19 protein-coding genes, 1 tRNA gene and 1 pseudogene are annotated in these 19,539 nt (G+C 66.8%); 8 read left to right on the forward strand and 13 right to left on the reverse strand.

Translation table 11 applies throughout. The features are described from left to right. Together B4L26_RS05060 and B4L26_RS05065 are read right to left on the reverse strand one after the other, a co-directional pair. Complete coding sequence (locus B4L26_RS05060) at positions 1–354, reverse strand: iron chaperone (RefSeq protein ID WP_290716588.1); 354 nt, start codon at positions 352–354, stop codon at positions 1–3. Positions 355–415: 61 nt separating this feature from the next. After that, positions 416–991, reverse strand: a complete 576-nt coding sequence (locus B4L26_RS05065; RefSeq protein ID WP_290716590.1) for a GNAT family N-acetyltransferase — start codon at positions 989–991, stop codon at positions 416–418. 88 nt (positions 992–1,079) lie between these two features. On the opposite strand from B4L26_RS05065, the gene B4L26_RS05070 reads away from it, so the two are divergent. Continuing rightward, positions 1,080–1,610, forward strand: coding sequence for a GNAT family N-acetyltransferase (locus B4L26_RS05070; protein ID WP_290716593.1), 531 nt, complete (start codon positions 1,080–1,082; stop codon positions 1,608–1,610). Between the two features lie 34 nt (positions 1,611–1,644). Then, the gene (locus B4L26_RS05075) at positions 1,645–2,367 is read left to right on the forward strand and encodes an alpha/beta fold hydrolase (protein ID WP_290716595.1); all 723 of its coding nucleotides are present in this window, start codon (positions 1,645–1,647) and stop codon (positions 2,365–2,367) included. A 107-nt stretch (positions 2,368–2,474) separates the two neighbouring features. Here B4L26_RS05075 and B4L26_RS05080 read toward each other — a convergent pair whose 3' ends face one another. After that, entirely contained in the window at positions 2,475–3,605 is a 1,131-nt protein-coding gene (locus B4L26_RS05080; protein ID WP_290716597.1) for a YncE family protein, read from the reverse strand. Between the two features lie 119 nt (positions 3,606–3,724). Between B4L26_RS05080 and B4L26_RS05085 the strand changes: the two genes are divergently transcribed. Together B4L26_RS05085 and B4L26_RS05090 are read left to right on the forward strand one after the other, a co-directional pair. Continuing rightward, positions 3,725–4,957, forward strand: a complete 1,233-nt coding sequence (locus B4L26_RS05085) for an acyl-CoA dehydrogenase family protein (protein WP_290716599.1) — start codon at positions 3,725–3,727, stop codon at positions 4,955–4,957. 15 nt (positions 4,958–4,972) lie between these two features. Continuing rightward, entirely contained in the window at positions 4,973–6,097 is a 1,125-nt protein-coding gene (locus B4L26_RS05090) for an acyl-CoA dehydrogenase family protein (protein WP_290716601.1), read from the forward strand. A 44-nt stretch (positions 6,098–6,141) separates the two neighbouring features. On the opposite strand, the gene B4L26_RS05095 is transcribed toward B4L26_RS05090, so the two are convergent. The 5 genes and pseudogenes from B4L26_RS05095 to B4L26_RS05115 form a co-directional block, all read right to left on the reverse strand. Next, positions 6,142–6,216 (reverse strand) — tRNA-Leu (locus tag B4L26_RS05095). Between the two features lie 55 nt (positions 6,217–6,271). Next, positions 6,272–8,467, reverse strand: a complete 2,196-nt coding sequence (locus B4L26_RS05100; RefSeq protein ID WP_290716604.1) for a beta-glucosidase family protein — start codon at positions 8,465–8,467, stop codon at positions 6,272–6,274. Positions 8,468–8,503: 36 nt separating this feature from the next. Next, positions 8,504–9,041, reverse strand: a pseudogene (locus tag B4L26_RS05105) (pirin family protein). After that, on the reverse strand, positions 9,038–9,481 hold the full coding sequence (locus B4L26_RS05110) for a MarR family winged helix-turn-helix transcriptional regulator (protein ID WP_290716607.1): 444 nt from the start codon (positions 9,479–9,481) through the stop codon (positions 9,038–9,040). Before B4L26_RS05110 ends, B4L26_RS05105 begins: the two are co-directional and overlap by 4 nt. A gap of 7 nt (positions 9,482–9,488) precedes the next feature. Next, on the reverse strand, positions 9,489–10,460 hold the full coding sequence (locus B4L26_RS05115; RefSeq protein ID WP_290716609.1) for a pirin family protein: 972 nt from the start codon (positions 10,458–10,460) through the stop codon (positions 9,489–9,491). A 110-nt stretch (positions 10,461–10,570) separates the two neighbouring features. On the opposite strand from B4L26_RS05115, the gene B4L26_RS05120 reads away from it, so the two are divergent. Then, entirely contained in the window at positions 10,571–11,125 is a 555-nt protein-coding gene (locus B4L26_RS05120) for a dihydrofolate reductase family protein (RefSeq protein ID WP_290716611.1), read from the forward strand. A gap of 81 nt (positions 11,126–11,206) precedes the next feature. Here the strand turns inward: B4L26_RS05120 and B4L26_RS05125 are convergent, their stop codons facing one another. The 4 genes from B4L26_RS05125 to B4L26_RS05140 form a co-directional block, all read right to left on the reverse strand. After that, positions 11,207–11,596, reverse strand: a complete 390-nt coding sequence (locus tag B4L26_RS05125; RefSeq protein WP_290716613.1) for a type II toxin-antitoxin system VapC family toxin — start codon at positions 11,594–11,596, stop codon at positions 11,207–11,209. Then, the gene (locus B4L26_RS05130) at positions 11,593–11,826 is read right to left on the reverse strand and encodes a type II toxin-antitoxin system Phd/YefM family antitoxin (RefSeq protein ID WP_290716615.1); all 234 of its coding nucleotides are present in this window, start codon (positions 11,824–11,826) and stop codon (positions 11,593–11,595) included. The genes B4L26_RS05125 and B4L26_RS05130 overlap by 4 nt, the downstream gene beginning before the upstream one ends. A 137-nt stretch (positions 11,827–11,963) precedes the next feature. Further along, the gene (locus tag B4L26_RS05135) at positions 11,964–13,091 is read right to left on the reverse strand and encodes a hypothetical protein (RefSeq protein ID WP_290716618.1); all 1,128 of its coding nucleotides are present in this window, start codon (positions 13,089–13,091) and stop codon (positions 11,964–11,966) included. Then, positions 13,088–14,236 carry a phosphotransferase family protein gene (locus B4L26_RS05140; RefSeq protein WP_290716620.1) on the reverse strand — a complete coding sequence of 383 codons (1,149 nt, stop codon included), beginning with the start codon at positions 14,234–14,236 and terminating at the stop codon, positions 13,088–13,090. The genes B4L26_RS05135 and B4L26_RS05140 overlap by 4 nt, the downstream gene beginning before the upstream one ends. A gap of 133 nt (positions 14,237–14,369) precedes the next feature. Between B4L26_RS05140 and B4L26_RS05145 the strand changes: the two genes are divergently transcribed. The 3 genes from B4L26_RS05145 (at position 14,370) to B4L26_RS05155 (ending at position 18,241) form a co-directional block, all read left to right on the forward strand. Beyond that, on the forward strand, positions 14,370–16,574 hold the full coding sequence (locus B4L26_RS05145) for an MMPL family transporter (RefSeq protein WP_290716624.1): 2,205 nt from the start codon (positions 14,370–14,372) through the stop codon (positions 16,572–16,574). 10 nt (positions 16,575–16,584) lie between these two features. Beyond that, positions 16,585–17,301, forward strand: a complete 717-nt coding sequence (locus B4L26_RS05150; protein ID WP_290716626.1) for a TetR/AcrR family transcriptional regulator — start codon at positions 16,585–16,587, stop codon at positions 17,299–17,301. Positions 17,302–17,398: 97 nt separating this feature from the next. Then, the gene (locus tag B4L26_RS05155) at positions 17,399–18,241 is read left to right on the forward strand and encodes a Bax inhibitor-1/YccA family protein (protein ID WP_290716629.1); all 843 of its coding nucleotides are present in this window, start codon (positions 17,399–17,401) and stop codon (positions 18,239–18,241) included. 62 nt (positions 18,242–18,303) lie between these two features. Here the strand turns inward: B4L26_RS05155 and B4L26_RS05160 are convergent, their stop codons facing one another. Beyond that, positions 18,304–19,524, reverse strand: a complete 1,221-nt coding sequence (locus tag B4L26_RS05160; RefSeq protein ID WP_290716631.1) for an acetyl-CoA C-acetyltransferase — start codon at positions 19,522–19,524, stop codon at positions 18,304–18,306. Between the last annotated feature and the right edge of the window lie 15 nt (positions 19,525–19,539).

Consider the following 19,539-nt stretch of genomic DNA (forward strand, 5'->3'; position numbering starts at 1 on the left):
TTATCGCGCGGACAACTCGTCGGCCTTGAAGGCGACGATGCGCTCGATCAGATCCCAGGGCATCTCCTGGTTGAGTGGGAACTGCACTGATCCCTTCCCCTGCTTGTAGTGCGACAACTCCTCGGCGAAGGCCGCGTGGCCCGACGGCGTCGCGTAAAGGCCGATGTGCTTGGCGTATCCCGCGAAGTAGATGAGCGGTTTGCCGTTCAGCTTGTACGCCGGCATGTCGTAAGCGATCGACTCCTGCGCCTCGGGGGCGGCCGTGGTGATCAGTGCGCGCAGGCGCTCGAGGCGCTGGCGAGTCTCACCGTCGAATCCCGTGAGGTAGGCGTCGACGGTCGTCGGTTTGGTCATGGCTCCGATCGTGACACCGACAGACGCGCTCGTGGTGGTGCTATGCCCGATCCGGTGGGCATCAGGCGTCGGCGGGACGCAGCATGGGCCAGATCAGCGGGCCGTCCATCGGAAGCTTGATCTCGTCGACGACGGCGAATCCGAACCGCTCGTACAGCGGGATGTTGTCGCGGTGCGAGCTCTCCAGGTAGGCGGGGACGCCGTTGACCTGGGAGAGACGGTGCTCCAGCAGCGCGCTGCCGATGCCGCGGCCCTGAATCGTGGCACCGATCGCCGGCAGGTACCAGTGCGGCTCCTTGGGGTGCAGTTTGGGGAAGATGCTCTCGACGACGGCAGAGCGACGGAACCCGCCGCGGAACACTGCGAGCGCCTGGAGCGGTACCAGCCACTTGTTGACCTTCTCGGTGTACCCGGGCGGATTCCACATGGCCGCGCCGACGGGCGTGCCGTCGTCGTCGACGTAGAGGTCAGACGCGCCTGGTGCCCGGTGGAAGCGGCTGAGGAACGCGAACACCTTCTCGTCGCGAGCGGTGCTGGGGCCCATCATCCAGCGGATCATCGGGTCATCGCGGAATGCGTGGGCCAGTACGCGGTTGGAGTCGGCGCGGTTCGTGTCGTCGATGGGCACAATCGGCATGGTCTTACGTTAGCGCCGACGCTGGTGACCACATAGTGGTCATCAGCGTCGGCGGAAACCTCCTTGACCGTGTGGATACGGTCGAATCATGACGGTGACGCTACGGCCCGCGACGCTCCACGATGTTCCGCTCCTACAAGCGTGGGATCTCCTGCCGCATGTCATCGCGTGCACCACCGACGACCCGACCGCCACCACGGCTTTCGAGGGCACCGACTGGGCGGAGGAGATCGCAGCGGCCAGCGGGGTGAGTTACCACCTGATCGCCGAGGTCGACGGCCGCCCGATCGGTGCGATGCAGATCATCGACCCCCAGCTCGAGCCCACCCACTACTGGGGCGACGTCGAGCCCAACCTGCGTGCTCTCGACATCTGGATTGGTGAGACCGACGCGCTGGGCCACGGCTACGGAACTCAGATGATGACGCAGGTCATCGACGACGCCTTCGCCGATCCATCGGTCACTGCGATCATCATCGACCCGCTGAACTCCAACACCGATGCGCACCGCTTCTACCAACGGCTCGGGTTCCGTGTCATCGGGCGACGGACCTTCGACGACGACGATTGCCTCGTGCACCGTCTCGACCGTGCGGACTGGGAAGCGTCGAGACGCTAGTACGGGCCGACGTCGCAGACGCTACTGTTCGCGTGTGCCGGTCTTGCGGATAGGCGCACTTGACGTCGCATACCAGCGGACCGGACAGGGCCCGCCGATCGTGCTGGTGCACGGCGGGGGCGACGACTCGAAAGGCTGGCAACCACAGATCACCGGGCTTGCCGACGAGTTCACCGTCGTCGCGTGGGACGAACCCGGGGCGGGTTTGTCGTCCGATGTGCCAGAAGGATTCGGACTCGCCGAATACGCGGATTGTCTTGCCGCGCTGATTGTTTCGCTCGGATTGGATTGCGTGCATGCCGCCGGGATCTCGTGGGGCGGGACGGTCGTGCTGGAGCTGTGGCGGCGTCACCCGGCGCTCATCGCGTCGCTCATCCTGCTGGACACCTACGCGGGCTGGAAGGGATCACTTCCCGGCGACGAGCTGCGTTCCCGCGTCGAGAGTGTCCGTGTGCAGATCGACGTCGGAGATCTGCCCAAAGGTGTCCGCCCGCAGACGATGGCGAATCAGCTCACAGTGATGGCCGACGCCGATCTGCGCGAGGTGCTCCCGACGATCAGCGTGCCGGTCCTGCTGGTGTGGGGTGAGAACGATGCGCGGTCACCGTTGACGATCGCGCGCGAGTTCGCGGCCGCGATTCCGCACGCCGAACTCGTCGTCGTCGCCGGCGCGGGTCACCTCAGCAATCTGCACCGGCCGCAGGAGGTGAACGACGCCATCCGACGATTCGTGCGTCAGACGTCGGCGAGTGCGTAGACGTGGACGGGTTCAGCCTAGCCAGGATAGAAGGCATTTTCCGGTCCTAGGAGCTACGCGGGCGATCGTTACCTTCTTCGCGTAAAGATCGACCGCACAACTCGGGGTCAGCGTGCAGCAGTGAGGACGATGAGGTCGGGGCTCTGGAACTGGGTGAAGAACACGGTGCCGGTGCGAGCGTCGACGGCCGGGGTGTGCGGTTCGCCCGCGGTCCGAATCGTCGTGAGCACCGTCGCGCTATTGAGGTCGACGACGGTGATTGACTTGGAGAACAGGTTCGACGTATAACCCAGGCCGCGACGCGAATCGACGGCCAGAGTCACCGGCGTTGAGTTGGTCTGGATGCGCTTACCGACGGTCAGCGTCGTCGGGTCGAGGACGCCGATCTCACCCGTCTTGAAGCTCGTCAGGTACACCAACCCCGTCGAGGGGTCGACGCTCGGGCGCGTGTTCTGCGGGGTCGCGATCTTCTTGACCACACGCTTGGTCGTGAGGTCCACGACGGCGACGTAGTGCTCGCCGCGGCTGTTCTTGGTGTCGGCGTTGCCGACGTAGAGGCGTCGGCGCTGCGCGTCGACTGCCGGTACCGAGGCCTTGTACAGCCCGGGGATCTGTCCGACCTGCTGGCGCGTTCCAGGGTTGATGACAGCCACGAGGTCACGGCTGAACACCGCAATGTAGGCCAGCCCGGTGACCGGGTCGACGGTCGTGCCCATCGGGTGGGCGAGCGGTCCGTCGCTGCCCCGCACGATGTCCGACGGTCGGGCGGCGCGCGCAGTCATCGGCACGATCGCCGCGCCGTTGGACTGGGCGTTCGTCGTGACGATCAGGCCGCGCCGGGTGTCGAGCGCAAGACCGGCAGGCACCTGCGGCGACGGGATCTTCACCCCGTAGGCGTTCATCGACCCGGCCGGCAGCGGCAGGTAGTCGATCGTGCGGGTCACCCGCCGGGTGTCGGCATTGAGCACCGCGATCTTGGGGTTCAGCGGCCGCGGCACCGGCCATACGCGGCCGTTGATCTTCTTGCTCCAGCTGTCCCCGTCGGCGACGAACACCGCGCGCCGCTGCGAGTCGACGGCGAGTTGGCCGCCCGAGGTGATCCCACCGCTGATCGTCGTCGTCGTGAAACCCGATGCCGGAGCGGCCGACGCCGGGGAGGCGAGAATGAACGGAAGAGCGACGGCGACGGCGAGGAGCGGCGTGCAGGCACGACGGAAATGTCGGTTTCGCGAAGTCATTACCGCACCTTAGCAAGGTACTTAGGGCAACCTAAAAGACCGTACTGGAATCATCGCCGCCCGCCGTCGCCTAGATTCAGACATGGTCTGAACATGGCCGTTGGCAGATGGAGTGCGACATGGATATGGCGTGGTCGGACGAGGACGTGGCGTTTCGCGACGAAATCGTGGCGTTCCTCGACGAGAAGCTGACCCCGGAGCTGCGCGCTGCGGGCACACTGCGGACCAGCGTGTACGCCGATCACGAAGCGTCGATGGAGTGGCAAGCGATCCTGCACGAGCGAGGGTGGGCGGCCCCCGCGTGGCCGGTCGAGTACGGCGGATGCGATTGGTCGCTGACCCAGCACTACATCTTCGCGCGCGAGTCGATCCTTGCCGGCGCGCCGGCGCTCTCGCCGATGGGGTTGCGCATGGTTGCCTACGCCATCGTCGCGTTCGGCACCGACGAGCAGAAGGACTTCTTCCTGTCCGGCATCCTCGACGGCAGCGTCTTCTTCTGTCAGGGGTACTCCGAGCCGGAGTCAGGATCGGACTTGGCGTCGCTGTCGATGGCGGCGGTCGAGGACGGCGACGACCTCGTGCTCACCGGCAGCAAGATCTGGACCACCCACGCCGCCGAGGCCAACTGGATGTTCGTCCTCGTGCGGACGTCGCGCACCGGTCGCAAGCAGGAGGGCATCACCTTCATCCTCGTCGACATGACGTCGCCCGGCATCGAGGTCCAGCCGCTGGTGATGGCCTCCGGTGAGCAGATCCAGGCCCAGGTCTTCTTCGACGGTGTGCGCGTTCCCAAGGCCAACGTGCTGGGCAAGATCGACGACGGGTGGACGGTCGCGAAGTACCTGCTCGTGTTCGAGCGTGGTGGCGGGGCGGCGGCACCGGCGTTGCAGGTGATGGCGCAGCGCCTCGGTGAGCACGCCGCCGGTGTCGTCGGCCCGGACGGCGGGCCGCTGGCGGATTTTCCGCCGTTCGCGGCCAAGCTCGCCGACATCAAGGTGCGTACCCGGGTGTTGGAGGTGCTCGAGTACCGCGCCTTGGCGGCGATGAGCACCGGGAAGGATCCCGGGTCGGTGGCGTCGATGCTCAAGGTTCTGGCGACGGAACTCTCGCAGCGGATTACCACCCTGGGTGTCGAGGCAGCCGGTCCGCACGGCCGCGTCTTCCAACCACATGCGACTAAGCCGGGCGGCCCGATCTCGCAGTACGTGCCACCGACCGACGGCTACGTGAGCGGTGAGCCCTGGCAGGCCGTCGCACCACTCCACTATTTCAACGACCGTGCCGGATCGATCTATGCGGGCAGCAACGAGATCCAGCGCAACATTCTGGCCAAGGCCGCACTCGGTCTGTGACGAAGCGGAACACCGATGGACTTCACCCTCACCCCTGAACAGCAATTGCTCTCTGACGGCATCGCCAGGTTCCTCGATGCCCGCTACGACCTCGAGACCAGCCGGACCGCAGTCAAGACCGGTCCAGGCTGGCAGCCCGACGTGTGGCGTGCCCTGCATTCCGAGTTGGGCGTCATCGGTGCCGTCGTTCCCGAGGAGATCGGCGGCGACGGCGGCGGCGCCGAGGAACTGATGGTGATCACCGAGGCGCTGGGCCGCTCGCTGGTCGTCGAACCGTATGTCGACTCGGTGGTGCTCGGCGCACGTCTGCTGCATGCGACGGGTGCGCCGGCCGCTCTCGAGGCGGCGCGGCGGATCGTCGACGACGGTGCGGTGTCCGCGCTGGCCGCACTGGAGGATTGTTCCGGCGGCGACGTGGCACGGATCGCCACCTCAGCGGTCTCCGACGGTTCCTCGTGGGTCCTGAACGGGACTAAGGCCGTCGTCACGTCGGCGCCCATCGCCGAGTACCTCATCGTGAGTGCGATGCTCGACGGGAAGGTAGCCCTGTTCCTGCTGTCGCTGCGCGACGCACATGCCGGGTTGTCGTCGCACGTGGTACGCACGATCGACGACCGTCCCGCCGCGGATCTGACGCTCGACGGGGTTGCCCTGCCAGCCGACGCGTTGGTCGCCCGAGACGGACTCGCGCTGCTCGAGCGGGCGTGGGACGAGGCGACCGCCGCCGTTATATCCGAAGCGGTCGGGCTGATGCGCAAGGTCCTCGACGACACCGTCGCCTACACGAAGGCGCGTGAACAGTTCGGGCAGCCGATCGGCAGTTTCCAGGTCCTACAGCACCGCATGGTCGACATGTTGATCGAGCTCGAGCAGTCGGTGGCCGCGCAGTACCTGGCGATCCTGTCCCTCGACGATCCGCCCGTGCAGCGTGCCGCTGCGGTGTCGGCGGCCAAGGTGACCATCGCCCGTGCGGCCCGGTTCATCGGGCAGAACGCCGTGCAGCTGCACGGCGGCATGGGCATGACCGAGGAACTGGCGATCGGCCACTACTTCAAGCGCCTCACCGCGATCGAGTACGAATTCGGCACGTCCGACGCGCATCTCGACAGGTTTGCCCGGGTGACGGCAGCTGAGCAGTAGATCGTTACGTTCCTCGAGTCGGGATCGACCGCGCAACTCGTCGGTGCCCCCACTGGGACTCGAACCCAGACCGGTACCGGTTTTAAGCCGGTTGCCTCTGCCAATTGGGCTATGGGGGCGCGGGTCAAGAATGCCACGCGCTATCGCGCGGCTGTCCAGTAGTAGTGGCGACGGTCAGCAGCGCCCTGCGCCGACGGGCAGTCCACTCCGCAGCGGCAAGTCGCGCGAGGAGAACCCGACCTTGACCGCGGCGCACCCGTCCGACACCCGCCAGCCCGACGCTGAGGTACTCCAGTACGACAGGGCGCGGCGGTCCAGCGGGAAATTCACCGTCATCGATTCGCCCGGCTGGAGGTACACCTTGGTGAAGCCCTTGAGCGCCGACGGCGGCTGCGGCACACCTTGTGACGAGGGCAGACCCAGGTAGAGCTGCGGGACCGCAAAGCCGGCACGCGATCCGGTGTTTGTAACTATGGCGCGCACCGTCGCCTGGTCGCCGCCACCGGTCACCGACAGTCCGGACAGCCGGAATGTCGTGTAGGACAGGCCGTAGCCGAACGGGTACGCCGGGCGCAGGTTCTTCTCGTCGTACCAGCGGTAGCCGACGAACACGCCCTCGCTGTAGTGGGTGTCGAATCCGGCGTTGCTGCCCGGATACCGGTCCCGACGGCCCGCCGTCGGCAGCTGGCCCTCATTCGCCGCGTAGGTGATGGGGAGACGCCCACTCGGGTCGACGTCGCCGAACAGTACGCGGGCCACTGCCGGGCCACCGTGCGCACCGGGGTACCAGGCCTGCAGGATCGCCGGCACCTTCGTGCGCCACGGCATGAGGCTGACACCGCCGGACTCGAGGACGACGACCGTCTTGCCCTGGGCGCGTGCCACCGTGTCGATCAAGGCATCCTGGTTGCCCAACAGCGACGGGCACTGCAGCGATAGACAGCCTCGGTCGGCGCCCTCGCCGTAGGCATCGCGGGCGACGACGATTGCCACGTCGGCGCGGCGCGCGAGTGACGCTGCGCGCGCATGGTCGCGACCGTCGTCGTAGGTCACCGTCACCTTCGAACCGGCCCGTGCGCGGATGCCGTCGAGGATCGAATGGTTCGTGAACGGCTTCACCGCACCCGATCCGCCGCCGACGGCGAATTCGGTGGCCGGCGATCCGATGACCGCGATCGAGCGGGTCGTCGTCGAGATGGGCAGCATCGAGCGCTCGTTGCGCAGCAGGGTGGCTGCGGCTTCGGCGATCTTCTGCGACGCCTTCCCGTCGGCCTGCTTGTCGATCTGCGCATCGTTGTTTCGGTAAGCGGGCCTATCGAACACCCCGAACCGGAACCAGGTCACCAGCATGTGGCGGACGGCCCGGTCCACGGTGCTCGCCGGCGCCGCTCCACTGGCCAACGCGGCCTTGATGAACGCGGGTTGGTAGGCCAGCGGTGGCCACGGCTCGAAGTCGAGGCCGTTGTTCAGGTTGCCCGGGGTGTTGTGGGCGGCCAGGTAGTCGGCCAGTGTGTAGCCCTTGAACCCCCACTCGGTGCGCAGGATCTTCTGCAGCAGCTCCTTGTTCTCACACGCGTACGGGCCGTTGACCCGGTTGTAGGCGCACATGATGGTGCCGACGCCGGCGTCTTTGACCGCCGCCTCGAACGCGGGCAGGTAGATCTCCCGCAGCGCGCGGCTGTCGACGATCGAGTTCTGCACCATGCGGCTGCCCTCTAGGCCGAAGCCGAACGGCGATCGGGCCACCAATTCGCCGCCGGCCAGGTCGACACCCTCCTGGTTGTTGGCCGCGTAGTGCTTGACGTTGGCGATGACGCCGGTGTTCTGGGCCGCCTTGATCCAGGCAACGGCGATGCGCGAGGTCAGCAGCGGATCCTCGCCGTAGCCTTCGAAGGTCCGGCCACCGAGCGGGGTGCGCGCGATGTTGACGGTCGGGGCGAACACGACGTCGTTGCCCTTGAACTTGGCTTCGGTCGCCACCACGCGACCGTGCGTGCGGGCCAGGTCGGGATCGAATGTTGCGGCCAGCGCGAGCGGGGCGGGCAGGCCGATCGATTTGCCCTGGCGCGGACCCACCGGGCCGTCGCTGTAGTAGATCGTGGGAACGCCCAACCGTGGGATCCCGTTCTGTACGCCGGTGTGCTCGCCCTCGACCGCGACGGAGGTGATGCGGTCGCCGCCGAGCAGGTCGATCTTCTCGTCGGGAGTCATAGCGGCGAACAGCAGATCAGCGCGGCGTTCGGGGCTCAAGGTGGTGTTACACCACGCGTGGTTGCCGCAGCGACCGCTGGCTTGAGCCGATGCCGGGGGCAGGACCAGAGAGAACAGGACCGTGGCCGCCACGGCGAGGGTCGTGAAGTAGGCGCGCATGAGTCTTCCGGATCGAGGCTGTGCATCAGCACACGATCACAGCGCCGCGTGCATCTCCCAGTAGAGCATTTCAGATGCTTCGATCGCGGCTACCTCGGTGGTGGCTTCGGCGGTCAGTCGCAGTGCGTCGCCGGCTTCCAACTCAGCGTCGATGCCGGCGACGGTCATCCGGCCGGTGGGCAGGTAGAGGTGGCCGAAGGGCGCGGCGGGCAGCGTGACGCGCTGCCCGGGTGTCAGGCGCGCGACGTGCAGCGTCGCGAAGCGGTTCGCCAGTGTGACGGCGGCGTCGACGCCCGGACGTCCCGACGCGGCGGCGACCAGCGCACCGTCGACGAGAAGGTCGGTGATATCGGCTTCCGCATAGCCGGGAGAGAGTCCTGATGTGTCGGGGGCGACCCACATCTGCACGGTCGAGACCCTCGCCGGGGTCGATGGTGTCGTCGTTGTTGACCATCAGGACGCCGTGCGCGTTGCCGGCGAGGTCGTAGTTCCCGGTCGCGGGAAACGACTGCCACGAGTCGAGCCACTCGTTGTTCCAATGGTGGCGCTGGGCGCCGCGATGGACGGTGATCACTGTGCACCGCCGCCGCCGGAGAGTCGGCTCAGAATGGCGAGTAGGGCCCGCCCGTCGTCGGGGGAGAGCTTCTCGACGAACAACGTCTGCACCAGCGCGAGGTGGTCGTCGGCGGCAGCGCTCAGCGCCGTCATGCCAACGTCGGTGAGGCAGGCGAAGTTGCCGCGCCGATCGGCGTCGGCACGCTCGCGCCGCACCAGTCCGGCGCGGCCCAGCTTGTCGATCTGATACGACAGCCGCGACGACGAGAAGACCATCGCGTCGGCGATCTCGCCCATCCGCAGCCGATGCTGCGGGGCGTGAGAGAGGAGTAGCAGCACCTGGTAGTCGGCCAGTGCGAGGCCGTGACGCCGGCGCAGATCCTCGTCGAGAAGGGTTTGGATCTGCACCGACGTCTCGATGAACGGCTGCCATGCCGCCCAGCGCGGATCGGGACTCATCGTCGGGCTATCCGACGACGTGCGGCATCAGCGCGTCCGGTGGGATCTGGCCCAGGCGTCCGGCCTGGTAGTCCTCGATCGCCTCGACGAGCTGCTGGCGGGTGTTCATCACGAACGGGCCGTACGCGACGACGGGCTCGCGGATGGGCTGACCGCCCAGCAACAGCACCTCCATCGCAGGCCGGTGGGAATCCTGACTCGACTCCGCGGCGACGGTGATCGTGTCGCCCTTGCCCAACACGGCGAGCTGGCCCTGATGGATCGGGCGGCGATCCGCGCCTACCGTGCCGCGCCCGGACAGCACGTAGACCAGTCCGTTGAAGTCGGGCCGCCACGGCACGGTGACGCTTGCGCCGGGCTCGATCGTGGCGTGGGCGAAGGTGATCGGCGTGTGCGTCGACCCCGGGCCCTGATGACCGTCGATCTCACCGGCGATGACGCGGATCAGCGCCCCGCCGTCGGGGGAGGACACCAGCGCCAGGCCGGCGCCCTCGAGGTTCTGGTACTTCGGTGCCAGGAACTTGTCGCTGGCGGGCAGGTTGACCCACAGTTGGATGCCGTGGAACAAGCCGCCGGACTCGACGAGCTCGGCCGGGGGTGTCTCGATGTGCAGGATTCCTGCACCGGCGGTCATCCACTGGGTGGCGCCGTTCTCGATGAGGCCGCCGCCACCGGTGGAGTCCTGGTGCTGGAAGCGGCCGTCGATCATGTACGTGACCGTCTCGAATCCGCGGTGCGGGTGCCACGACGTGCCGCGGGGCTCGCCGGGCTCGTAATCGACCTCGCCCATCTGGTCCATGTGGATGAACGGGTCGAGGGCGGCGCTGCTCACGCCGGCGAACGCGCGCACGACGGGGAAGCCCTCGCCCTCGTGGCCGCGTGGACCGGTGGTGATCGAGGTGACGGTGCGGTCGACGGCGCCCGGGCCCGGCTCGGTCAAGCGGGCCAGCGTCAACGTATCTGCGGTGATAGCAGGCATTGTGGTCTCCCTTCGGGGTTCCAGAATAGCTCAAATTTGAACTATCTGACCGTTGCAACGAACGGTGGGCGCGTGCTATTCCCGACGTGTCAGACGGAGGAGATCGGCAGATGACAAAGGTCCACTACTACGCGGCGACGACGCTGGACGGGTTCCTCGCCGACCCGAACGATTCGCTCGAATGGCTTCTTCGCCAGGAGATCGACGCGGAGGGATACGGCTCGTACCCCGGGTTCATCGCCGGCATCGGCGCCATCGTGATGGGCTCGACGACCTATGAGTGGATCGTCGAGTACCTCAAGAGCTCGGGTGAGAAGTGGTTGTACGAGATGCCCGCCTGGGTGATGACGTCCCGCGACCTCGAACCGTTCCCCGACGCCGATATCCGCTTCGCGTTGGGCAGCGTGCGCCCGGTTTACGACGAGATGGTGACCGCGGCGGGTGGAAAGGACTTGTGGGTGGTCGGCGGTGGCGACCTCGTGGGGCAGTTCGCCGACGAAGGGCTGCTAGACGAGATGTTCGTGTGCATTGCCCCGGTTGTCCTCGGCACGGGACGACCGTTGTTGCCGCGGCGCTACGACTTCGAGCTCCTCGAGACCGGGCGCAACAAGGCGTTCGTCTGTGCGCGCTATCGCTTCGTCGGCCCGCTCGCCGAGGGCCAATAGCGCTGCGTCGAGGTTCTGCTCGGCATCTATTCGGTGGATTGTTACCAGGAGAAGGTAACGATCGACCGAATAAGTGCCGGCCTAGCCCGACCAGATCACAGGCACGTCGTAGCGCACCACCTGCTCATCGCCGGACACCAGTACGAGGTTCTCGTGCACCGCCTGTGCGACGAGCATCCGGTCGACCGGGTCGCGGTGGTGCGGTGGCAGGTCGGCCGCGGCAGCGGCGTGATCGTGCGTAATCGGCAGGGGGTCGAAGCCCTCGTCGTTGGCGATCTCGGCGAGTGGAACGTCGGTTGCCAAGTCGAGTTTTCCCAGGGCCCGCTTGATCCCTGCCTCCCAGATCGACGCGGAACTGACGAATACTCGACTCATGGGGTTGGCGATGACTTCCCTCGCGGTTGCCGGCAACCGTGCATCGTCGGCCAGCCACCACACCAACGCATGCGTGTCCAGGAGGTAACCGCTCACCGGTAGAAGGCCTCGATGACTTCGTCGGGCGTGGCGTCGAAGTCGTCGGTGATGGTGATCTTCCCGGCCAACCGGCCGGGGGTGCGCGGTGCGACGAGGGGTTCGTAGCGGATCAGCCGCGCAACCGGCTGTCCCGACCTGGTGATCACGATGTCGACGTGGTCATCCTCGTGAAGCTTTTTGATCAACTCGGACAGCGTCGTCTTTGCCTGGTGCATCCCGACTTCCATCGGCGCCTCCGTCCATCAGCAGGTGACTTAGTCCAGCTTAGCTAACATGAGGAGAGTGGCAACTGAAAGACGTCGGACGTCGAAGTGCCGAGCCCCACGGTCGGTATTTGACAGTACGGCTCGGCACTTTGCTGATGTCAGGGCGCGACGTCACCCCAGTCGTTGAAGCCCGACGGACGGTGCAGGCCGAAGCTGCCGTGCTCGAACATGCCCCAACCCTCGTGCTCGGTGCCGTCGGCCTCGCGGCACACCGCGTGTCCGACCTGGTCGATGACGCCGAATGCAGCGCGCCCGTTGACCGCGGGATCGGTCAGGTCGTAGGTGACGCGCTCGACGAAGTTCTCGCCCTTCCACTGCCCGTGGCCCCAGTCGGGGTCGCCGCCGTAGCCGCCGCCGATGTGCAGCGGGGTGGCGCACTGGGCGTCGGCCTCGATGACCACCGGCGAGCCGTCGGCCGCGGTGGCCTCGATCGTCGCGCCGACGGGCAGTCGGGTGCCCGAGCGGTAGTGGATCTTCACCCGCGGCCAGCCGAGCTGCTCGACGCGGCCGTCGCGCCACACGCGCGTGCAGTCGTTGAGCGTGCGGTAGCCGTCGGGGTCCTCCTGGATGATCATCACGAGGCCGAAGTCGTCGAAGGCCATCGGCAGGTAGAACCACCACATGCCCTGGAACGGCGGATCGGCGGGACGGCCGGGGTTCTCGGGTTCGCCGACGGGGCGGATGCCCCACGAGCGGTCGCGGGTGCCGATCCACGTCGCCGGGTCGACGATGAATTCCTCACCGTCGACGACGAGCCGGCCCGACCACGATCCGACCTGCGCGAACCGCTGTGCGTCGAGGGTGACGCGGGTGCCCTGGCGCATGAGGTGACGCTGTTCCTGCACGACGTCGAACAGTCCGTTCCACGTCATGTCCAGCTCGATGCCCTCGGTCTCCTCGAGGGTCAGCCGCAGCGTCTTCAACGGCTCGACGACCTCGATCGCGAACGGGCCCACGCGCGGGTTCAAGCGGTCGCCGTCGATCGCGTCGCACAGGTGGACGGCGGTGTTCGTGTCACTGTCGCCGACCTTGCGGTGCACCAGGACGAACGCGTCCTTCACCCCGAGGTTCGGGTAGTGGCCGAGGCCGAACACGACGAAGATCTCGCCGCTGCGGTCGTGCGCGCACAGGTAGGACCGGTCGTAGAAGTTGCGGTCCGACTGCGTCGGCCACGCGATGGGCAGCGCAGCCTGGTGGATGGGGTACTCGTCACCGGCAGTGATCATTTGTTTCCTCCGACCCCGTCCCAGTACGTGCCGTCGAGCATGGCTCGCAGCGTCGCCTGGTTGAGGATCTTGTCGTCGGGGTTGGCGGGTTCTTCGGCTTGGCCGAACTCGACGGCGCGGCACTGCACGCGGAACAGGACCATCGAGTAGTACAGCGTCGCGTAGGTGATGTAGAAGTCCATATCGTGCAGCGGCACTCCGCTGGCCTCCGCATAGGCCGCTTCGACGTCGTAGCGGTCCCAGAACTCCGGCATGCCCTCCAGGTTGGCCATGCCGGCGATGTCCTGGAAGAAGCGGTGCAGGGCGATGCCCCAGGCGACGTCGAGCTCACGCGGCGCGCGTGTGGCCATCTCCCAGTCGAGGACGGCGACGGGGCTGAAATCGCGGTAGATGACGTTGCCGATGCGCGCATCGCCCCAGCTGAACACGGAGTCGTGGGTGGCGGGCATGTTGTCGCGCACCCAGATCAGGGCGCGCTCGATGAGGGGCGAGCCGGGCCGGTCGCGGGTGGTCCATGCGTAGAACTCGTTGGCCCGGCGGATGTGCGCCGCCAGGGCGGTCTCGCCCTCGTAGGGCGCCTCGAGTAGATCCGCGGGCAGGGGGGCGGCATGGATATCGGCGAGGACCTGCACCGTCTCCTGCTGCAGCTTTCGACGGTCCTCCTGGGTGCCTTCCGACATCCATGAGCCGAAGGTGTAGGGGAGGACATCGGGGGGCACGAGTCCGTCGACCCGTCCCATCACGATGAATGGGGCGCCGATGACCTCTTCCGACGGCTCGCTCCAGTACAGCGGGGGCACTGGGACGTCGGTCGTCTTCGCGACGTAGTCCATCAGTCGGAACTGGTTGTCGAGGTCGTACTCGGGGAAGACGGGATCGCTCTCCGGGGACGGTGCCACGCGCACGACGAGGGGGTGTTCTTGTCCGTCCCACTCGGCGTCGACGATGACGGTCTCGCTCGACATGCCGTTGCCGTCGGGCGGGCTGACCTTGGTGATGGTGGCCGGCGAACCGGCCTTGCTGGTGAGCCACTCGGCGAGCGCCGGAGCGATCGTCTCCGGGGCCAGTCGAGACGCGGAGGGACGGGCCATCTCCGCGGAGTTACCGGGGAGGGGCCCGTCGGTGTTGTCGGTATCTGTCGCCATACGTGAAGTAGAACACGTTCCACTTGCTTGTGGACGGCGTTTGACCAATTCCGAAGCAAGTTGCACCGAAATGATTGACGCCCTGGGTTAATGGCGATAACTTAACGTCGATAACCGACTGGGGAGGCTACTCGTGGAACGACTGACCAACGCCGTGCTTGCTGCACCGAAAGCCGTCCTCGTGGGCGCCCTCGCACTGCTGGTGCTCTTCGGGATCTACGGTGGCGGCGTTGCCAGCCACCTGCTGTCGGGCGGGTTCGAGGACCCCCACACCGAGTCGGCGCAGGCCGGCAAGGTCTTGGAGAAGGAGTACGAGCGTAGCGCGATCGAACTCATCCTCAAGATCGATGCCCCCGACCGCGACGTCACCACCGACCCGGTCGTCGCCCGGATCGGTCAAGAGCTCGTCAAAGACCTCAATGAGTACGACTTCGTGCTCGACCCACTGCTATCGATCTGGACCGAGCCAGCGGCTGCGAAGAACCTCATCAGCAAGGACAAGCAGTCGACGCTGATCATCATCCCGCTCGCCGGTGGTGAGAACGAGGCGCCGCTGCACGCCGAGGACCTCGCCGCCCGGTACGCGGGGGAGCGCGACGGTGTGCGGATCACCGCCACCGGCCAGGGCATGGTGTACACCGACATCAACGCTCAGGTGTCCAAGGACCTCGCCATCGCCGAGGGCATCGCCATCCCGATCAGCTTCTTGGTCCTGATCTTCGTGTTTGGCGGTGTGATCGCCGCGTCGCTGCCGATCGTCGTCGGGGTCTTCGCCATCATCGGCACACTGGCCATCCTGCGACTCTTCGCCCTGTTCGCCGACGTCTCGATCTTCACGATGAACCTCGCGACGGCGATGGGCCTGGCCCTGGCGATCGACTACACGCTCCTGCTCGTCACGCGCTATCGAGAAGAAGTGGCCGGAGGGTTGTCGAGACCGGAGGCCATCCACCGCGCGATGGCGACCGCGGGACGCACAGTGACGTTCTCGGCCATCATCGTCGGACTGTCGCTCTCGGGGCTGATGATCTTCCCGATGTACTTCCTGCGCTCGTTCGCCTACGCCGGGCTGGCCGTCGTCGCTATCGCCTTGCTGGGCTCACTGGTCATCACCCCGGCGTTGCTCGCGGTCCTCGGTGACCGGATCGATTCGTTGGACCTGCGCAAACCGGTGCGCCGCCTGTTCGGCCGACCGGTGCGATCCTTTGTCCCGGTCGAGGAGTCATGGTGGTACCGCTTCGTGCAGTGGGTGCTCAAACGCGCCGCGCCGGTCGCCGTTCTCACCACACTGGTCTTGCTGATCCTGGGTGCTCCGTTCCTGTCGATCAAGATGGGCTTCCCCGACGACCGGGTCCTGCCCTCGTCGTCGTCAGCACGCGCGGCGATGAACGAGATTCGCGACGACTACGCCCACAAGCTCGGCAACGAGGTCACTGTCGTCGTCACCGGGTCGTCGCGCGAGGCCGTCGACGCCTACGCCGAGCGGCTTTCCGCGGTCGCCGGCGTCGGGGCGGTCACCAGCCCCGACGCGGTGTTCTCCAACGGGCGCGCAGTAGCGCCCCGCCAGTCCACGGACTACCGCGGTGACAATCGCGTGCTCACCGTCGCCAACGATGCCGATCCACTCGCATCGTCGGGCAAGGACCTGCTGAGCAGTCTGCGCGACGTCGAGAAACCCGCCGGTGCCGACGCCAAGTTCGCGGGAATCGCCGCGTCGACCGAGGACGCGGTGAGCTCGATGCTCAAGCACATCCCGTGGGTGCTGCTGTGGATCGCGGTCACCACGTTCATTCTGTTGTTCCTCTTCACCGGCAGCATCGTGCTGCCACTCAAGGCGCTGGTGCTTAATCTGCTGTCGCTCTCGGCAGCGTTCGGCGCGCTGGTCTGGATCTTCCAGTGGGGCCACTTCGGCGCATTGGGGACGACATCGACCGGGTTCATTGTCGCGTCCATCCCGATGCTCATGTTCTGCGTCGCGTTCGGACTCTCGATGGACTACGAGGTGTTCCTCCTTGGCCGCATCCGCGAGGAATGGCTCAAGTCCGGGCGGACGCGCGCCGACAGCGACCACGCCGTCGCGTTCGGCCTCGCGAGCACGGGTCGGGTGATCACCGCCGCGGCACTGCTGATGGCAATCGTGTTCGGCGCGATGATCTCCTCGCAGGTCTCGTTCATGCGCATGTTCGGCCTCGGCCTGACCATTGCGGTGCTGATGGATGCGACGATGATCCGCATGCTGCTGGTACCGGCGTTCATGCGGCTGGCGGGGAGGTTCAACTGGTGGGCGCCGGCACCGCTGCGAAAGCTGCACGACAAGATCGGGCTGTCGGAATCGTGAGGGTCCGGGCATGATGGCGCCGCGCCCCCGGTCCTCGCGCGGATCGGGAGAGCAGCTGCGGGGCGAGATCATCGACGCCGCGATGGTGCTGTTGGCGGAGCACGACAGTGCCGACGCGGTGTCGGTGCGCGCCGTCGCCGAGGCCGTCGGGGTGACGCCGCCGGCGATCTACCTGCACTTCGCCGACAAGGAAGCGCTACTCGACTCGGTTTGCGGCCGATACTTCGAGCGGCTCGATGTTGCGCTCGGCGACGCGGAGGACCAGCATGAGCACCCGTTGGACCGGACCCTGGCCATGGGGATGACCTACGTGCGGTTCGCGCTGGACAACCCGGCGGTGTACCGGTTCGCCTTCGGCAACCCCGGTGACGACGGGACGCCGATGGTCGACGAGGCCCTGCAGACCACGGCGTTCGGACGGCTCGCCGGTGCCGTCGGATCACTCGTCGACCTCGGCTGGTTCCCGCCGGGCCCGCCCGGTCACGACGACGTGAGCGTCCTACAGATGGCGATGCAGATGTGGACGGTCGCGCACGGCGTCGCGTCGCTGATGATCGCCAAACCGGCATTGCCGTGGGGCGACGATCTTCAGGTCGCCGAATCTGTCCTGCGTGCGGCGTGTCTCGGCAACGCGCTGCTGCCAGCCGTCGGCGAGAAGGCCGACGGCGCGGACTTCGTGGCGTTTGTCCGCGACACCCGCGCTGCCCACCGTGAACACGCGGAATAGTCAAGAAAAGGTAAAGTTGGAACTGTCCGGCGCCCTCAAGCGTTGCACGTAATGATGGAGCCACCGAGCTTCCCGACAACCTACTAAGGAGCCTGCTGTGCGAGAGTCCAGCAACCCCGTGATGCGCGGCGTGGTCCGCGATAACGAGAAAGCCGCGCCGTATGCCGGCTTCGGCCAGATGGCGGCCGGCGCGCAGAGCGTCATCCTCGATGCGAACGGACAGCCGACCTACGCACCGGCGCCCGCCGGTCGCGCACTCACCATTGATGACGTCGTCACCAAGACCGGCATCACGCTGGGCGTGCTGACGGCCGTCGCGATCGCGGCCTACGCCCTCATCCAGACCAACGAGGCGCTGGCGATGCCGCTGTGGCTCGTCGGCATGATCGGCGGTCTCGTCCTGGTCCTCGTCGCCTCCTTCGGGCGCAAGCAGGACAACCCGGCGATCGTGCTCGGCTACGCCGCCTTCGAGGGCCTGTTCGTCGGCGCGATCTCCCACATCTTCGCCAACGTCGTCGTCGGCGGCGAGGATGCCGGACTTCTGATCGGCCAGGCGGTCCTCGCCACGTTCGGCGTGTTCTTCGGCATGCTCATCGTGTACAAGACCGGCGCGATCCGGGTCACGCCGCGGTTCACCCGCATGCTGATCGCCGGCATCATCGGCGTCGTCGTCCTGATGCTCGGCAACTTCGTGATCAGCCTGTTCACCGGTGAGCCGGGTGCGCTGCGCGACGGCGGCACGGTCGCGATCATCTTCTCGCTCGTCTGCATCGGCCTGGCGGCCTTCAGCTTCCTGATCGACTTCGACCAGGCCGACCGCCTCATCCACGCCGGCGCTCCGTCGAAGGCGGCGTGGGGCGTGGCCCTGGGCCTGACCGTCACCCTGGTCTGGCTCTACGTCGAGATCCTGCGCCTGCTGAGCTACTTCCAGAGCGACTAGCAATTGGCAAGAGAGCGGCCCCGAGGAGAAATCCTCGGGGCCGCTCTCGTAGGTCGAGCAGATCAGCTCAGGCGCTCGAGCACCATTGCCATGCCCTGGCCACCGCCGACGCACATCGTCTCGATGCCGAATGTGCCGTCGTGGGTCTGCAGGTTGTTCAGCAGCGTCGTGGTGATACGAGCGCCGGTCATGCCGAACGGGTGGCCGATCGCGATCGCGCCGCCGGAGACGTTCAGCTTGTCGTGGTCGATGCCGAGCTCCGCCGCGGACCCGAGTACCTGGACGGCGAACGCCTCGTTGATCTCGAACAGGTCGATGTCGGAGATCGACATCCCGGCGGTCCGCAGAACCTTGCGCACGGCCTGGATCGGGCCGAGACCCATGATCTCCGGCGAGAGTCCGGTGGCCGCGGTCGCGACGATGCGCGCGAGCGGAGTCAGGCCCAGCTCCTTGGCCTTGGTATCGCTCATGATGACCAGTGCGGCGGCACCGTCGTTGAGCGGGCAGGCGTTACCGGCGGTGACGGTGCCGTCGGGGCGGAACACCGGCTGCAACTGCGAGATCTTCTCGTAGGTGGTGCCGGCGCGAGGGCCGTCGTCGGCGGTCACCTTGGTGCCGTCGGCCAGCGTGATGGGGTCGATCTCGCGGGCGAAGAAGCCGTTGGCGATGGCCTCTTCGGTGCGGTTCTGGCTACGCACGCCCCAACGGTCCTGGTCTTCGCGGGAGATACCGGTGTAGGTGACGACGTTCTCGGCGGTCTGGCCCATCGCGATATACACGTCGGGCAACAGGCCGTCTTCGCGCGGGTCGTGCCACTTGGTGCCGCCCTGCGCGTCCTTCTCCGTGCGGGCCTGCGCCTCGTCGAACGCGGGGTTCTTCGAGTTGGGCGCGCCGTCGGCGCCGCCGGAGATCCCGAAGGAGGAGACGCTCTCACAACCACCGGAGATGAACACGTCACCCTCGCCGGCCTTGATGGCGTGCAACGCCATGCGCGTGGTCTGCAGCGACGACGAGCAGTAGCGGTTGACGGTCACGCCGGGCACGTGGTCGAGGCCGAGCTCGACGCCGATGACGCGGGCGATGTTGTATCCGCCCTGGCCGCCGGGCTGGCCGATGCCCCAGTGGATGTCGTCGATGTCGGCGACGTCGAGCTGGGGGACCTTTCCGAGCGCGGTGGCGACCATCTGGCGGCTCAGCTCGTCGGGACGGACGTCTTTGAGGGACCCCTTCCCGGCACGGCCGATGGGGGAGCGGGCATGGGCGACGATGACTGCTTCAGGCATGTCGGTCACCCTACT

Origin of the sequence: Gordonia sp. UBA7599, from assembly GCA_002477755.1 — a bacterium.
In the GTDB taxonomy this organism is placed as follows: Bacteria; Actinomycetota; Actinomycetes; order Mycobacteriales; family Mycobacteriaceae; genus Gordonia.

Excerpts from the sequence above, each read along its gene's own strand:
- B4L26_RS05140 (WP_290716620.1), bottom strand. The coding sequence starts at position 14,236 with ATGGCGACAGATACCGACAACACCGACGGGCCCCTCCCCGGTAACTCC.
- B4L26_RS05100 (WP_290716604.1), bottom strand. The coding sequence starts at position 8,467 with ATGCGCGCCTACTTCACGACCCTCGCCGTGGCGGCCACGGTCCTGTTC.
- B4L26_RS05080 (WP_290716597.1), bottom strand. The coding sequence starts at position 3,605 with ATGACTTCGCGAAACCGACATTTCCGTCGTGCCTGCACGCCGCTCCTC.
- B4L26_RS05060 (WP_290716588.1), bottom strand. The coding sequence starts at position 354 with ATGACCAAACCGACGACCGTCGACGCCTACCTCACGGGATTCGACGGT.
- B4L26_RS05090 (WP_290716601.1), top strand. The coding sequence starts at position 4,973 with ATGGACTTCACCCTCACCCCTGAACAGCAATTGCTCTCTGACGGCATC.
- B4L26_RS05085 (WP_290716599.1), top strand. The coding sequence starts at position 3,725 with ATGGATATGGCGTGGTCGGACGAGGACGTGGCGTTTCGCGACGAAATC.
- B4L26_RS05160 (WP_290716631.1), bottom strand. The coding sequence starts at position 19,524 with ATGCCTGAAGCAGTCATCGTCGCCCATGCCCGCTCCCCCATCGGCCGT.
- B4L26_RS05120 (WP_290716611.1), top strand. The coding sequence starts at position 10,571 with ATGACAAAGGTCCACTACTACGCGGCGACGACGCTGGACGGGTTCCTC.
- B4L26_RS05115 (WP_290716609.1), bottom strand. The coding sequence starts at position 10,460 with ATGCCTGCTATCACCGCAGATACGTTGACGCTGGCCCGCTTGACCGAG.
- B4L26_RS05070 (WP_290716593.1), top strand. The coding sequence starts at position 1,080 with ATGACGGTGACGCTACGGCCCGCGACGCTCCACGATGTTCCGCTCCTA.
- B4L26_RS05150 (WP_290716626.1), top strand. The coding sequence starts at position 16,585 with ATGATGGCGCCGCGCCCCCGGTCCTCGCGCGGATCGGGAGAGCAGCTG.
- B4L26_RS05135 (WP_290716618.1), bottom strand. The coding sequence starts at position 13,091 with ATGATCACTGCCGGTGACGAGTACCCCATCCACCAGGCTGCGCTGCCC.
- B4L26_RS05110 (WP_290716607.1), bottom strand. The coding sequence starts at position 9,481 with ATGAGTCCCGATCCGCGCTGGGCGGCATGGCAGCCGTTCATCGAGACG.
- B4L26_RS05130 (WP_290716615.1), bottom strand. The coding sequence starts at position 11,826 with ATGGAAGTCGGGATGCACCAGGCAAAGACGACGCTGTCCGAGTTGATC.
- B4L26_RS05065 (WP_290716590.1), bottom strand. The coding sequence starts at position 991 with ATGCCGATTGTGCCCATCGACGACACGAACCGCGCCGACTCCAACCGC.